This window comes from Fusibacter sp. JL298sf-3, from assembly GCF_053842995.1.
Window position 1 is genome coordinate 2,371,966 of the sequence record NZ_CM132608.1, and the last position, 15,609, is coordinate 2,387,574.

The 15,609-nt window shown below is 50.0% G+C and carries 9 protein-coding genes; 7 read left to right on the plus strand and 2 right to left on the minus strand.

All coding sequences use genetic code 11. The features are described from left to right. Positions 1–119 precede the first annotated feature (119 nt). Positions 120–1,898 carry a 5'-nucleotidase C-terminal domain-containing protein gene (locus ACR6HW_RS11240; RefSeq protein ID WP_455727820.1) on the plus strand — a complete coding sequence of 593 codons (1,779 nt, stop codon included), beginning with the start codon at positions 120–122 and terminating at the stop codon, positions 1,896–1,898. 83 nt (positions 1,899–1,981) lie between these two features. Here the strand turns inward: ACR6HW_RS11240 and ACR6HW_RS11245 are convergent, their stop codons facing one another. Further along, a complete protein-coding gene (locus tag ACR6HW_RS11245; RefSeq protein WP_455727821.1) occupies positions 1,982–3,799 on the minus strand; it encodes an HD domain-containing phosphohydrolase in 1,818 nt (605 codons plus the stop codon). A gap of 201 nt (positions 3,800–4,000) precedes the next feature. Here ACR6HW_RS11245 and ACR6HW_RS11250 point away from each other — a divergent pair, with 201 nt between their 5' ends. From ACR6HW_RS11250 to ACR6HW_RS11265, 4 genes are all read left to right on the plus strand, one after another. Then, a complete protein-coding gene (locus ACR6HW_RS11250; protein ID WP_455727822.1) occupies positions 4,001–5,344 on the plus strand; it encodes a TraB/GumN family protein in 1,344 nt (447 codons plus the stop codon). A gap of 103 nt (positions 5,345–5,447) precedes the next feature. Then, entirely contained in the window at positions 5,448–6,152 is a 705-nt protein-coding gene (locus tag ACR6HW_RS11255) for a coenzyme F420-0:L-glutamate ligase (protein WP_455727823.1), read from the plus strand. Between the two features lie 13 nt (positions 6,153–6,165). Beyond that, a complete protein-coding gene (hisS, locus tag ACR6HW_RS11260; RefSeq protein ID WP_455727824.1) occupies positions 6,166–7,404 on the plus strand; it encodes a histidine--tRNA ligase in 1,239 nt (412 codons plus the stop codon). Between the two features lie 18 nt (positions 7,405–7,422). Continuing rightward, positions 7,423–9,351: a sensor domain-containing diguanylate cyclase gene (locus ACR6HW_RS11265; RefSeq protein WP_455727825.1), complete on the plus strand. Its 1,929-nt coding sequence runs from the start codon at positions 7,423–7,425 to the stop codon at positions 9,349–9,351. Here ACR6HW_RS11265 and ACR6HW_RS11270 read toward each other — a convergent pair. Next, positions 9,343–10,404, minus strand: coding sequence for an endonuclease/exonuclease/phosphatase family protein (locus tag ACR6HW_RS11270; protein WP_455727826.1), 1,062 nt, complete (start codon positions 10,402–10,404; stop codon positions 9,343–9,345). The two genes, ACR6HW_RS11265 and ACR6HW_RS11270, sit on opposite strands and share 9 nt — an antisense overlap. Positions 10,405–10,552: 148 nt before the next feature. Between ACR6HW_RS11270 and ACR6HW_RS11275 the strand changes: the two genes are divergently transcribed. Continuing rightward, the gene (locus ACR6HW_RS11275) at positions 10,553–12,508 is read left to right on the plus strand and encodes a sensor domain-containing diguanylate cyclase (protein WP_455727827.1); all 1,956 of its coding nucleotides are present in this window, start codon (positions 10,553–10,555) and stop codon (positions 12,506–12,508) included. 93 nt (positions 12,509–12,601) lie between these two features. Next, positions 12,602–15,397 carry an S-layer homology domain-containing protein gene (locus tag ACR6HW_RS11280; protein WP_455727828.1) on the plus strand — a complete coding sequence of 932 codons (2,796 nt, stop codon included), beginning with the start codon at positions 12,602–12,604 and terminating at the stop codon, positions 15,395–15,397. The last annotated feature ends 212 nt before the right edge of the window (positions 15,398–15,609 follow it).

Sequence of the window (15,609 nt, forward strand, 5' to 3'; positions counted from 1 at the left end):
AATAAAATGTTTGTAAGTTCTCCACAAGAGTATACATATGATGTGGTGCTTACCACGCGGAAGTGATATAATTTACTATGCGAAGATTAAATTTTCGACAAATTTATGGAGGTACAATCGTGAAAAATGCATTTCTAAAAAAATGGTCTTCACTGTTACTCGTGGCGGTACTCGTGGGGATGTTTGCCATGCCGGTGGGCGTTTATGCCGAAACCACCGATGCAGCGGACACCATTAAAATCGTAACCTTTAACGATTTCCACGGCGCATTGGCCGAGGATACGAGAGAAGGCAGAAACGCCGGTATGGTCAAAATGATTGCGGCGGCAAGAGCGCTTAAAGAAGAAAATCCCAACACGATTTTCGTCTCAGCAGGCGACAATTACCAAGGCTCGGCCATGTCCAACTTGCTCTATGGCAAGCCCGTCTCTGAAATGTTGAAGGCGATGGACGTCAAAGCCTCTGCAGTGGGCAATCACGAGTTCGACTGGGGCGTCAAGTGGATGGCTCAGTGGCAAGAAGACGGCGGTTTCCCGTTCTTGGCATCGAACATTTACGACACGACAACAGACGAACCCGTCACTTGGGCAAAACCTTACTTAATTGTAGAACAAAACGGCGTTAAAATCGCATTTATCGGATTGGCGCATCCTGAGACCTCTGTACTTACAAAGGCAGAGTATGTCGAAGGCATCGAGTTTAGAGATCCGTCAGAAGCGGCACAAACTTGGGTAGATTACTTAAAAGCAGGCAAGGCCGAAGAGGGAACGCCTGACGTCATTATCGCATTGACACACATCGATTCAGCTCAAGACAAAGCGTCTGGTGTGATTACAGGCAATGCGGCGACGATTGCAGAAAAGGTCACTGGTCTCGATGCAATTGTTTCGGCGCACAGTCATCAAGAAGTTTCAGGCTATGTCAACGAAGTGCCTATCGTTCAAGCAAAAGCTTACGGCAGAATGCTCGGCGTGCTGACGTTGACACTTGAAGATGGCAAAGTTAAAATGATTGAACCGTCGATTGACCCAATTGGCGTTAGAAAAGTGGACATCTTGCCAATGGCAGAAGATACAGCACTTTTCGAGAAGTACGCTAAAGAAGTGGAACCGGTACTCAACGAAGTGGTGGGTACTGCAAAAGGCGAATTTACGCATGAACGCAGCATTCCGAACGTGACGCCTCTGGGCAGATGGGTATCGGAAGTAATGATTGAAAAAACAGGTGTGCAAGTGGCCATTCAAAATGGCGGCGGCTTGAGAAGAACGCTTGAAGAAGGCACCATCACCATGGGCGACATGTATGAAATCATGCCGTTTGACAACATGCTCGTTACATTTGAATTGCCGGGCAAAGACCTTAAAGCGGCCATTGACCACGGCATCTTAAACCCGGACATCGGCGACGGTCAGTTTGCCGGTCTCAAAGTGGTTTACGACGAAGAAAAAGAGTTTGAGAACAGAGTGGTTTCAATCACTTTACCAGACGGGACACCGTTGGATATGGACGCGTACTACACCGTTGTGGTGAACGACTTTATGTTCACAGGCGGCGACAGCTACGATTTCTCAAATGCGCGAAATGTGGTCGAAACGTATATCCCAGTTAGAGATGTCCTCGTGGAAGCCATTAAAGAAGCGGGCACAATCGAAGCGGTAGCGGCAGACTACATTATGGCGTACGAGCCGACAGACAAGCCGGATACAGGTGAGACGGAGAAACCGGACACTGGTGAAACTGAGAAAGAACCTGTGGTCTACGTCGTAAAATCAGGAGATGTGCTCTGGAAAATTGCGGCAAAATACAACATGACGTATCAAGAAATTGCAACGTACAACAACCTTGAAAATCCAAACTTTATCGTTACCGGACAAAAATTATTAATTCCGGTGAAGTAATAGCCATCTCATAAGAGAAGCCCCGCTGTGAACGTCAATCGTCACAGTGGGGCCTTTTTAATGTTCAATACGGGGCGGGTGTTTTATGTGCGCCCTGAAGCGATGTTTTTTAGGAAGGTGTGAATTTTTTTTGAGTCGTCGAAGTGGTTGTTTTCGCGGATTCTTTCTATGGCGTCGAGGTTTTCTAAAAAGAGGTCGACGAGTTTGGGTTCAAAGAATTTGCCGCGTTCTTCTTTGAGGTAGTCCACCGCTTTTGACACCGGCCAAGACGCCTTGTAGACGCGGTTGCTCCTCAGGGCATCGTAGACGTCTGCAATGCTGGTAATACGGGCAAAAATGTGGATGTTGTCACCTTTTTTGCCTTCCGGATAGCCGGAGCCGTCCCATCGCTCGTGGTGTTCAAGGGCCACAAGGGAGGCGTAGTGCAGCATCTCCTTGTCGCCGCTCTTGAGGATTTCATAGCCGATTTGCGTGTGGTACTTCATAATTTCAAATTCTTCTTCGCTGAGTTTTCCCGGTTTGTGGAGAATGGTCTCAGCGATGCCGATTTTCCCCACGTCGTGCATAGGGGAGATGGTTTGTAGCATCTTGGCGTCGGCATCTGTGAGGCCGTAAGCTCTCGCCAGCAGGCAGGAGACTTCTGCGACGCGGCTCACATGACTTGCCGTTTCGTGCGAGCGGGTCTCGATGACATCTCCCAGTCTTGCGATAATATCCTTTTGGGTTTCAATAATATCGAAGTTGAGCCGCGCGATTTCTTTGGTTTTGTCGTAGACGGCCTGTTTTTGTCTAAGGCCATAGGTGAGCAAGCCGATGACCGTGGCCATGGCGCCAACCACTAAGACAAAGGCGATAATGAGCACCCTGTTCTTTTGAAAATAGGACTGCGGTGCGTTGAGAACGACGGCGCCATCGGGAATGTGGCGGATGTTGTAGCGGGAGATAACCGGTGCGTCAAACACGTACCGCTGCCGTTCTCCCGTCTCATAGAGCAGCGCGGGGACGGGAATCGACTGCCACTGCTTGACGAGGACTTCAGCCGCCAGTTCACCGTAAAGCGCCGATGAGGCGACATGACCGCCGACGACGCCGGTACCGATGTAGAACTCCCAAAAAGTATAGATGGGCGTAGGTGCGCGCTTCGTTATGTACAGGGGGACTTCATCGTACTTGTAAGCTTTGCCGTTGCGGTCGCTGGTGTAGACCACGAAGAAAAACAATTCAGTGAGCGCCGCGTTATCAATGCGAGTTTTCAGCTCTTCCGGGGTGAGGTCGTCGTAGTGGTTCACACTGTATGCCGTAAAATTTTTCAGCGTCAACGTCTCGACGCGCTCCCGCATCAAAGCGCCTGTTGTCGATTGATCGTAGATAAAATTCAAAGTTTGAATGCCGTGAGCTGCATTTTGCCTGAGCGCAGTTTGAACCGTCTTCTTAATATCGGGCTTTTCTTCTATTAAAACCATGTTTTCGTCAATAGGGTCGTAGGGGGCCAATGTCGTGATCCCTGTTGCCACAACAGGCGGTGCCTCGTCGAACAGACGGTCTTTGTAGGTTAAGTAAAACCTGAGCGCGTCGTCGTCACCTAAAATAACGCCGTCGAGGTCGAGGGTTCTGTACTTGTCTGCCATAATGTCTGCAAGGGCCTCCAAGTGCAGCGGGTTGTTGCTGTTTTTGGTATCGAGGTACTCGTAGCGCAACCGGACTTTTTCATCTGAACTTTTAAAGTAGCTTTCAATGCCGCTTTCCATTTGAACCGTATGGGCATAATCTCTTTGGTAAGACTGGATGACGAGGACTTCTTTGGTGTAGAGGTCGAGGTCGGTGGAGAGTGAAAACCCATAGGAGAGGGTGACGAGTATGAGGGCGCATGCGAGTACGAACAACTTGAACGGGGATTTCAACGAAAACACCTCCTTAAAAATCGCGTAGTTGTTCATTTATTACCCACCCTTCGAAAGGTTATGCAAATAAAATAATCGAGACCTTGTCGCGTGAATTCTTAAAAGATTATTAAAATTCGCACCGCTGACGTGCAGGGCGTTAGAAAAGTGCTATAATGTGTTTTAGATATAAGTTTCACACAAAATTACTGGGAGGGTTTCATGAAAAAAATAGGATCATTGTTATTGAGCCTCGTGTTGATTTTCAGCGTGGTGCCGGCATTTGCAGCCGATGTAGAAGTCAGTCCTTGGGCGGTGGCCGAACTCAACGAAGTAGAACGCTACGGCATCCACAAGATCGATTGGTACACACAGGGCTTTTTAGGGGAAGTGAAAGCAGAAGAACTCGCGTACATTCAAGAGGGCTTTTTCTACAGATTGGAAGAAGCGGGCGTAAAAGCCGATGAAGCGTACGCGTTTACGGCGATTGAAGCGCCTTATACACGTGAAGACGTGGTGACACTTTACTACGATATTCTCAAGGCACACGGACTGGCAGGCGCCGACGACAGCGTCGAAGCGCTCAAAGCGCGTCAAGTGTTAAAAGGCACTGCGGCAGGGCTTGACCTCGACGCAGTTTGCTCGACGCAAGAAGCGGTGATTATGGGCAAGCGTCTGCTGGAAAACGTCATTAGAGAACTGGACAAAGACGCTAAAGGCCTACTGTGGAAAGTGTCTAAAGACGATGTGACCGTTTACATGCTCGGTTCAATCCATGCGGCAAACTATAAAACGTATCCAATGGACGAAGAAGTCATGCAGGCGTTTGGTGAAGCCGATGCCCTCGTGGTAGAGGCGTTAATGGGCCCTGAGCAGATTGCGGCTTTTCAAGAAGTGATGGTCTACTCAGGTGATGAAACCATTAAAGACTACATTTCTGAAGAGACGTATGCAAAATTGGATACGGTTCTTCAAAAATATGGGCAGACTGCGCAACAAGTAGAAAAAGTGAAAGTTTGGAACATCATCAACTCTTTGAGCAGTGTTTTGAATGCTGAACAGTCGGGGGCTGAAAACGCTAAAGCCTCTGTAGGTGCACAGCTTGCCATCGACACGTATTTTATGAACACGGCAAACCTCATGGGCAAACCGGTTGTAGAACTCGAAGGCCTTGTAAAACAGGCGGGATTTTTCGATACATTGAGCCAAGAAGGCAACGAAAAGCGTTTAAATGAAGTGCTCGACGCCCTATTGACACCGGAATCGGCAGAGGAAGAAGGCGAGAACTCAGGCGACCTCATCACTCAGTGGCTGGCGTACTGGCAGGCGGGCGATGAAAAGGCGTTTACAGAGTCTTTCCAAGCTTCTCAAGGGACTGATGAAGTTTCCAACATGCTCTTCGGTGAACGCGATGTGTACATGGCATCGAGAATCGACGAACTTCTCAAAAGTGGTGAAGAAGCGACGTACTTCGTCATGGTCGGTGCGGGACACTACACCGGAAAAGCTTCTATCCTCAAGAATTTGACAGAGATGGGCTACGAAGTGGAGTCTTTAAATCAATAAAGAAATTTCAGGAGACACAGCATCCGAAAGGGGCTGTGTTTCTTTTGATTTTTTGATTTTTTCAAGGTATAATGGGAATAATCAAAAGGCTCGGAGGCTTAATATGAGTGAATCAAATCGACGCAAAAAACACCCGGAAGTTCAAATTGAAAACGAAACATACCTGAGAATCCCGATTAAAACCCATGTCGTCATGCGCGAAGACCGCCTTGAAGATGTGGTAAAACAATATACGGAGGGGCAGCTGGAAGCAGGTGATCTCTTATTTGTCAGTGAAAAAATCGTCGCCATCACACAGGGGCGCGCCATCCCGGTAAAGGACATTCAGCCGAGAAAACTGGCGACTTTGCTGGCGCGTTTTGTCACAAAGACGCCTGCGGGTATCGGTCTCGGCATGCCGGAGACCATGGAGATGGCCCTTAGAGAAGTGGGGACGCCGCGCATCTTGTACGCGTCTTTCCTCAGTGCGGTGACCAAGCTCTTTGGCAAGCGCGGCGTCTTTTACGACGTGGCGGGATACAAGGCGCAATCCATCGACGGACCGACGCCGAACACACTGCCGCCGTACAACACCTATGTGGTTCTCGGACCGGAAGCGCCGGACGAAGTGGCTAAAACGCTTTCAAAATTGATTGGGGCGCAGGTAGCTGTCGTCGACATCAACGATCTCGACGGGGTGATCCTCGGCGCTTCAGACGCTTCTATCGACCGCGAAAAGCTCGTCAAGATTTTAAAAGACAACCCACTTGGACAGGATCACGAACAGACGCCGTTAGGCATTATTAGAAAAGTAACCCAAGTATCGTAAGGAGGCCATAGAGATGAAGACAAAATTACCACCGAGCGGCATGCGCGATTTTTTGCCGAGAGAGAAAGCTGTTAGAGAATACGTGATGAGCGCTATCCGAAAGGTCTACACAGCAAGTGGCTTTACTGAAATTGAGACCTCTTATCTCGAAAACATCGAAAACCTCACCGGCGGCGACGGCGGCGAGAACACCAAGTTGATTTTTAAGGTGATGAAGCGCGGCGACAAACTGAAGATTCAAGATGGGAAAACGGAGGACGACCTCGCGGACATGGGGCTTCGATTCGACCTCACGTTGCCACTTGTGCGCTATTACGCCAACAATAAAAACGAACTGCCGAACATCTTTAAGGCCATTCAAATGGGACCGGTTTTTAGAGCAGAACGCGCTCAAAAAGGGCGTTACCGTTGCTTTACCCAATGCGACATCGACGTTATTGGCGACGAAACGAATATGGCTGAAATGGAAATTATCCTAACCATTGCCAAGGCCCTTAAAACTTTAAATCTTAAAGATTTTACGATTAAAATCGGCGACAGACGCGTCTTGAAGGCACTGTGTATGGCAGCGGGCTTTGAGGAAGCCGCTTTCTCCGATGTCGCCATTACACTGGACAAACTGGACAAAGTAGGGGTAGAGGGCATCCGAAAGGAACTTTTGAAAAAAGGGTACCCGGAAGCGCCGATTGAAGCGTTGATGGCGCTGAATGAAAAAGTGTCACGCGAGGGGCTGGAAGGTGTTCGCACACTTTCAGAAGAGGGGTACGACAACCTCAAGGCGATTAAGGAAGTGGTCGGCGAATTTGAAGACGGTTTTAAAATTGAATTCGACCACACACTGGTCAGGGGCATGGGCTACTACACGAGCACTATTTTCGAAGTGACATACGGCTCGCTGGGGTACGCTATTGCAGGTGGCGGCCGATACGATAAGATGATTGGCAAGCTCATCGGTTCAGATGTCCCAGCGGTGGGCTTCTCCATTGGCTTTGAACGCATTATAGACATCTTGCTGGAAGAAAATAGAGCTATTGCCACGGGCAAAAAAATCGCGCTACTCTACAGAGAAGACTGTGACCTCAAATGTGTGATGCGTCTGTCGGAAGAGTTTAGAACGGCTTATGACATCGTCTCGCTGTTTAAGGCGAAGAAAAAGCTCGGCAAGCAGATTGACCAGCTTCAAAAGAGTGGATACGACGGCTTTGTCTTCTGTGAAGAAGAGCCTGTTATCAAGTGGTTCGACGCTGAATAAATGAGCTGAGGTGGTGCAATGAACGTAAGGCAATTGATTCGCGAAGTGGAAGCGCATCCAAGAAAATACCTTGACGTGTGTACTGAGATGACTGAGGAGAAGACACAGGAGGGCATTGACGCCCTCTTGTTTGGTCGCGCTCTCCTGTTGGTCGGGCGGCACGAAGAGGCGATTGGGCCACTGACGGATTGCTTTGAAGCCTATAAGAGTCAAAAGGCCTCTGAAGCGGCTTTTTACGCGGCACTGAACCTCAGCATTGCCTATAGAGAAGTGCAGGCGCCCTATATCGCCCTGAACTACAGCGAGTACGCTTTAGATGTGAGCTATGACCTCGCCGCGTTTTCCTACGTGATAGAAGCGCTGGTGACCCTCGGCTCCATATACATAGAAATGGGCAACGGCACACGTGCCCTGCAGTATTACGAAAAAGCCGCCACTTACGAAAATCAGCTGAAAGACACGCGCTTGCTCAGCCACCTCTACAACAACTACGCCTACGCCCTCATTGAAAACAACCGCCTGGAAGAGGCGATGATCTACTATGTAAAAGCCAAGCAGATGGTGGACCAACTGTACACCGACTACAGCAATGTGAACCGATTGATTTTGGAAATCAACATCGCGGAACTCTATTTTAAAATGGGGGCGTTTCGCGCCGCAAAGGCGTGCTATGAAACGTGTCTGACCTATGCTCAGCGCGAAGACATTCTCTTTCTAAAAAACGCCGCCCATCTCTACCTCTCAAAAATTGCCGAGTTCGAAGGCGATTACGCGTCGGCATATGCCCATTACAAAGAGAGCGCCGCCCTAAACCGTCAAGAGGAAGAACGGGGCGATCGTCACACCATAAAAAACGCCGCCGACCATCAGGAAAAACTGGTGGCACAGGGGCGTCACGTGATTCGAAACACGGCCCTTGAAAACCGGACGAAACGTCTGCAAGAGACGCTCAAACACTTGGGACGGGTTTCAGAAGTCGGTCGCAAACTCGTGTCGACGACAGACAACGACGCGATTTACAAATTGTTTAGAGATGCTGTGGTTGTAGACGAGTCAGTGGACGTGGTGTATTTGGCACTGCTCAACGCGTCAAAAAACGAGCTCACTTACGCGTACTTTGAAGAACGGGGGAAACGCCTTCCCGAAGTGTCGAGATCTGTGGACGACGCCTCCGGACTCGGGGCTTACGCCGTCGTGGACGGATGCGATATTTTTATTAAAAACTTCGATGTGGAATACACGGTGTACTTTGAAGAGGCGCCTTACAACCCGCATGGGAATATGGCGCGGCACAGTCGGTCTATATTGGTGAGCCGCCTCTTGATAGAAGGGCGTTGCATCGGCATCATCTCCATACAGAGTTACGCAGCCAACGCTTTTAATGAAGCGGATTTTGAAGTGTTTAAAACATTGGCGGGATTTGTGGCTATTGCAATAGAAAATGCGCGTAAGCATGCAATTATCAAAAGGGAGGCGCAGCGTCTGGAGTACCTCAGCTTCAGGGACTCGCTGACAGGGCTGCGCAATCGGCGCGCGTTTACGCGGGACATCGCCGACTACGAAAGCCGTCGCCTCGGTGTTATCGTCGGCGATCTCAATCACCTGAAACAGATTAACGACACGCTGGGACACCTCGTGGGGGACGGGTACATCCGTCGGGCGGGGGACCTTTTGAGGGCATTTGCCCAAGACGACTTGCTCTACCGCATAGGAGGCGATGAATTTGCCCTGCTTTTACCCGAGGTAACAGAAGCGGATTTAATCGGGTATCTGGACGCCATACAGGAGAGCTTCTCTCAGGAGAGCGTTATGGGCACGCCCCTATCTATCGCTCTGGGCTACGCCGTGAAAGAAGCGGCCAGTACGGCTTTTGAACACGCGTTTTCCGAAGCGGAGTCGAGGATGTACGCCCATAAGGCATCGGCGTTTAAACGGGCGTTACTTTAATCGGAAAGTTAGGGTCACCGGGTTGTGATCGCTGTGGACAAACCCTAAGTCGTGCCCTGTGATGGCGTCGATTTGAACATTTGGTGAGACGAGAAAGCCGTCGATGGTGGCTTCAAAAGTCTCACCTTTTTTGTAGGCGGTTTTTAAATCCCGCACAGTGTTGACATCGGTATCGTAGGCCCATTTAAAGCCGGACTCTACGAGGTCGCCGGGGATAGCTTCCAGCCATGTCGGCCAGTTTTCCATAAACTCGGCATCGCGCATTTGAGTGGGGTTGAGTTGCTGATTGAAGTCGCCGCCGAGGACGACGTAGTGTCCCGCATCGTACAACGCGTTCATGTAGCGCTTGAGATGTTCGATCTGCTGGGTTCGAAGAACGCCGCCCTTATCGTAGGCCGATAGGTGGAGGTTGATGAGGTACAGTTTCTTCCCGCCTTCAACGGGGAGTACGTGTTCCGAAAAACAGCGGTCGAGTTCGGCTAAGACCATTGGCCAGTCCGGTTGACCGTCCAGTGCGTGTCGGGCGGCGCTTCCAATGGTGTATTTGGCGTATGTGGCAAGCCCCGAGTTGGAATAGCCCAGCGGGTCGAAGAGCGGAACAGGTACCCAAAGGGCGTTGTAATTGTAAGTAAACGTTCTGTCATAGGTGCTCAAAAGGGTGTTTAGGCGCGTCAGTTCGTCTCGGTCGTAACTTCTATAGGCGCGAACATCGACCTCTTGAAGCAGGTATATATCGGCGTCTTCAGAAGCGATAAACGCCTCGATGCCCTCCAAGTTCGCGTCGACGATGTCGGCACTGATGGCGCGCGCGCTCTTGCCGCCGTCTGCAAAGAAATCGGCATCTGTCCCCAGACCGCCGTAGCCGATGTTAAACGTCGTCGCCGTATAGGCCACATCGGTTTCCAGTGTCGGGTTGTCGAAACGGGTCACTTCTAGGGGTTCTATAGGTGCGTGCACAGGATTAAAAATCGTGAGAAACGCAAAAAAACCGGCTACGAGGGCAATTGCCACAACGAGTAGGGCGAGGACGCCCTTTAAGAATCTTTTTTTCATACGGACCTCTTTTGATCAAATTTTATACTTCATCTTATCACAAAAAATAATGGGGAACAATTGGCAGGTGCTCCGGTGTTCGGAACGCTTGTTTTACGCGTTTTATGATATAATGAAAAAACAACCGTCTTTACTGAAAGGAGGGGGCATGGACAGCATCAAAGAGAAATTGCGCGTTGTAGACAGCGATCCCAAGTCGTATTTAGAGGCGCACACCTATGAACGAAGTGCCTACAGCACTTTAGAAGCCGCAGAAGAAGGCCTTCTGTTCGGGCGGGCGTTTTTACTCAGCGGCGCTTATGAGCGCGCCAATGAGATTTTTGAAGCCGTTTTGACTTTTTTTGAAAAAGGCGGCAGCTGTCTGCATCGGTTTTACGTCTACATCAATCGAGGCGTTTTGTTTAGAGAAATGGGGCGCTTTGAAAAGAGCGTCAAGGCATTTAACGCGGCGTACACGTTGAGCTATGAGCTGGACGATTTCGAATACATCATCGGCGCACTTATACACCTCGGCTCGGTCTACAGCGTTTTGTCGGACAACCAAAAGGCAAAAGTCTACCTCGAAGAGGCACTGGCACACGTCCATCAGCTGCCGGCCGGTAAAATGGCGGGGGATCTCTACAACAACTATGCGTACACCCTGCTGGAAGAGGCCCGTCTCGAAGAGGCGCTGGACTATCTCTTTAAAGCCTACGAAGCCTATAAAACGTATTACGGCCACCAAGAACACATCAATTGGATCGTCGTTCTGGGGAACATCGGCGAGACGTATTACAGACTCGGCGACGCCGAGGCGGCGGAACGGTATTTACACGGTGCACTAGATGGCGCCAAGCGACGGGGGACTATGCCGGTAATGGTAGAGGCGTCTTACTACCTGTCGAGAATCTATGAGGACCGAGGCGATTTTAAGAAAGCGCTGGATTACCACAAACTCTACGATGAAACGCGCTCTGCGCTGAACAAGCAAAAGAAAGAGACGTTGCTCGAGACGTTTAACAAGCGCTTTGAAGACGAGGCGCTCCGCTATAGAGAGGAAATACACGAGCTCAGAAACGTCGCCTTAAAGAGCAAGACAATGGAGCTCGAACGCACGCTGAAAAACGTGTCTTTGATTACCACCATCGGTCAAAAACTCACGTCGTCTATGGATATGGATGAGATATTCAGCATCTTGAGGACGTCGGTGTACAGTTTGGCCGAGGCGCATTTGTTTGGTCTCGCCGTTTACGACGACGCCGAAAAAAAGATTCGCTACAAGTATTTTGAAGAGGGTGGCAAGCCGCTGGAATGTCTCGAAATCGACATTTATCAAGGCGCTTCCCTAGGCTCTTATTGCATTTTAAATGAAACCGATCTCTACATTGCCGATTTCGACAGCGTCTACGAGCAGTATCTGCCGAAAAAGACCTTTGTCCCCATTGGCAACTCCAGGGGCGTCGACACACAGAGCATCATCTTTTGTCGACTGACCACAGAAGAGGGCTGTGTGGGGTTGATGACGCTTCAACATTACGAGCGGAACGCTTACAAGGCGTCGGATTTTGAAGTCATTAAGGCGCTGGCATCGTATGTGGCTATTGCCATTTCCAACGCGCAGAAAAAAAACATCATCAACGAAAAGGCGAAAGCACTTGAATTTTTAAGCTACAAAGACCCGTTGACGGGGCTTTACAACCGCCGGTACTTCAGCAAAATATCCGCTGTATACGCCGAGAAAAAGAGCGGTGCTCTAGGGCTGATTATGGGAGATATGAACCATTTGAAGCTCATTAACGACCACTATGGGCACGCCGTGGGCGACGCCTATTTAAAAACCGCCGCGGAGATGCTCACAGCGTGTGCAGAGGGGCACGAGGTGTTCAGGCTGGGGGGCGACGAGTTCGCCATTATGGTGGCAGATGCCACGACGACACAGCTGGAGAACATGGTGGCAAAAATTCGCCACGCCTGCGACGCCTTTGTGTTTGAGTACGTTCCGCTGTCTATCCCCCTCGGGTTTGAAATCGTCTCCGGGGCGCACATCGACGTATCGGCACTTTTTTCAAAGGCGGAGTCTAAGATGTACCGTGATAAAAGTGTTTTTCATAAAAAAGAAATGTAACGGTAACCTCAGCGGCATATTAAAATGTTATAATAAGATGCATTTTTAAATGCACTTCAAGTGACAGATTGAGAAAAAAATAGGGAGGCAACAATGAAGAAATTGATAACCCTTTTCTTATGTGTCGTCGTGTTGGCAACTGTGCCGACAGTGGCGGCACCCAAGACAGGTGCTGAACTTTTAAAAGAATACGGTTTCGTACAGGGAAACGAAAAAGGGGAGCTCATGGTGGACAAGCAGCTCACTCGGGCAGAGGCCTGTGTCCTCGTCGCCGAAATGTACGGGCTCAAGTCGTCGGCACAGCAGTACAAGCCGTCGACGTCATTTAAAGACATTACCAAAGACCAGTGGTACTACGGGTATATTTCCTATGCGCAGCAAAAGGGCTGGGTCAAGGGGTACACTGACGGGACCTTTAAGCCGAAAGACCCCATTGCCGCCAAAGAATGGGCGAGTATGCTTATGAACGCGCTCAATTACGATATGAACTGGGCCACTGTGGTAGACGACCTCATGACCCTCGGCGTAGTGGTCGTGGCAGAGGATGCAGAAGCCATTTCCAGAGGCGAGGCGTTTGAAGCCATGTGGCAAGCGGTGAACACCGCGCGCAACGGCGAGGAAATCTCGTTGGGCGCTGAACTGGGCAAACTTGAAAAGCCCGCTGAAAAGCCAAAGGCACCGAAGCTGACTAAGGGCACCATCGTCAGTTTGAAAGAAATCGTTCTCGAGTCCAACACGCCGCTGAACACCACAGAGGCGTTAAAGGCTGAAAACTATGAAGTGACCACAAAGGGCATGTACGACTTAAAAGTCGAAGATGTGCTTTACGATAAAGACGCGAAGCGGTTGTTTTTATACCTCAATCGCCCGGTTCTCCAGCAAGCTGATGTAACGCTGAAGGTGCGCAATTTAAAATCTGAAACAGGCGGTGTCTTAGAGGCGCAGACGCTGACGCTCAACATGCTGGACAACGTGCCGCCTAAAATTACCGGCGTACACATACTGGGCAAGCGCTTTATCAAAGTCGTTTTTTCAGAACCGATTATAAGCGGACAGGAGCAGTCGGGGAACTACGCTTCCGATACGGCGCCGACCTTGCCGTCGACGTCGTTTAAAGTGAACGACGGCAAAGTTTCCGTCAAAGGGGTAACCCTTCAAAAAGGTCAGACGGAAGCGTTAATCGAGACGTACGCCGACCTTAAAGACACGGTGAAAATCGAAGCGACGGAAACTGTTAAAGACTATGTCAACTTCGTCGTGGCCGATGGGAAAATGGAAGTGGCGTACAGCGCCGACAACACGGCGCCGACAGTTGTGGGGTATGAAAACGCTTCGCCGACAGGTGTTACGCTGATTTTTAGCGAAGACATACGAATTGTCAACAGCAGCCCAACAGCTTATTACCACAGCGTTTCAACCAATGTCGTCGACGGCCTCGTAACGATGAAAGACGTCGACGGCAACCGATTGAGAATGGCCTTTACTAAGAACCTGCTCATGCCCGGAAACAACGGCGTCATGGTAAACCCAAACGCCATTCAGGACTACGCGGGGAACAAAAACAGCACGGTGCACATCACAGTGCCTCTTGAAAAGGATTCGGTAAAGCCGAAGGTGCTCACTCAAGTGACGCCGGTGACGGAAACGCGCGTCCGAATTCCGTTCTCGGAGCCGCTTTACAACCGAAACGGCGAGGCGCAGAGCCGCGCACATTACCGACTTAAAAACGCTGAGGGCAACGATGTGACCCATCTCGTCAGCACAGTAATTTACAGAGCGGAAGACGCTTCAGTTGAAATCAGTTTTTTAGAAGCGCTCAACGGCACGTATTCCCTTGAAATTTCAGGGGTGAAGGACTACTCTGAAAACGTCATCGACACCCAGTCGTACGCGTTTGAAATGCGCGATTTGACCCCGCCGGATCCCGCTAAGTGGTCTGCCCGCGTCTACAACGCCGGCAAGGCCGATCAAATGATTAAAGTGCGCTTTGACGAGCCGATGGCACAGGAAGGTGCCCACTCCGTGCTCGAAGCGGAAAAATACATCGTCAACGGCAAGGCGCTGGACAGCCTCGAAGCGGGCTTAATGCGCATTGAGAGCGTAGACGACGGGGCTTCTGTGTTGATCCACTACCCAGGGGTCAACGTGAGAGGCGGTTACAACTTCACATCGGGGTCGACTTCAAAAGTGGAAATCGGCCGCGTCGCCGACACCATCGGCAACTACATCCAAGCGTTTTCAACGACTGTGAAACTCGAGGGCAAGGGGTACATGACCCTCGTCGAGGCATCGCAAGTGGGTCGAAATCAAATTGAGGTGGTTATTTCCGACGTGGTGACCGCCGTCAATCTGCCGGACTTCCGCATTGAGGGCAACGGCCAGACGTACAAGGCGATTGAATACGGATTCAAAACAGTGAACAACCGCGAGACGGTTCTGCTGTTGACGTTATCGGAAGACCTCACAGGCGATCCTAAAGCGGTGCGCGTTCGTGCAACCGGTGGCGGTACGACGAACCAATACGGCGAGACCCTAGACCCCAATGCCCCTGCAGTGGTGCTAAAGGATAAGATGGCGCCGTTTGTGAGACGGGCGTCGTTTGACGGCGTCGTAGGCGACTACGTGACGTATACGAGAAGTACAGGTGTTCTCGAAATTCAATTTTCAGAGACTATTGATCCAAAGACGGTGTCCCTGTTGTCCTTTGGCATCGGCAACTTTAAAATCAGCGACATCCGCGTAGACGACAGAAGCGTAAAACTCGTCGTCGATGCCGCCGATAGAGACAAAGTATCGCCATACGACGTGGTGACACAGCAAGTTGAGATTCGCGACCTCGCCGGTAACGGCGTGAAAAATCTCGCCCTTCAAATTTCAAAAGTTTATTAAGAGATAAAGACCGTTCCGAGAGGGACGGTTCTTTTGTGCCAGAAAACACTAATATTTAACAAAAATGACAACTAAAAAGCAGTCATCATCTCTTGAAATCCACAATCTGCGTCATGCTTGCAGACAGTTGGTGCAGAAGGTCGGTGATTTGTGGTAAAATAGTAGAGAAGAATCATTTAATAAAACGCTAATCATTTTTTAAGTTCAAATCA

Bases quoted from the DNA above. Each gene is read 5' to 3' on its own strand.
- ACR6HW_RS11250 (WP_455727822.1), top strand. From the start codon at position 4,001: ATGAAAAAAATAGGATCATTGTTATTGAGCCTCGTGTTGATTTTCAGC.
- ACR6HW_RS11255 (WP_455727823.1), top strand. From the start codon at position 5,448: ATGAGTGAATCAAATCGACGCAAAAAACACCCGGAAGTTCAAATTGAA.
- hisS (WP_455727824.1), top strand. From the start codon at position 6,166: ATGAAGACAAAATTACCACCGAGCGGCATGCGCGATTTTTTGCCGAGA.
- ACR6HW_RS11265 (WP_455727825.1), top strand. From the start codon at position 7,423: ATGAACGTAAGGCAATTGATTCGCGAAGTGGAAGCGCATCCAAGAAAA.
- ACR6HW_RS11270 (WP_455727826.1), bottom strand. From the start codon at position 10,404: ATGAAAAAAAGATTCTTAAAGGGCGTCCTCGCCCTACTCGTTGTGGCA.
- ACR6HW_RS11275 (WP_455727827.1), top strand. From the start codon at position 10,553: ATGGACAGCATCAAAGAGAAATTGCGCGTTGTAGACAGCGATCCCAAG.
- ACR6HW_RS11280 (WP_455727828.1), top strand. From the start codon at position 12,602: ATGAAGAAATTGATAACCCTTTTCTTATGTGTCGTCGTGTTGGCAACT.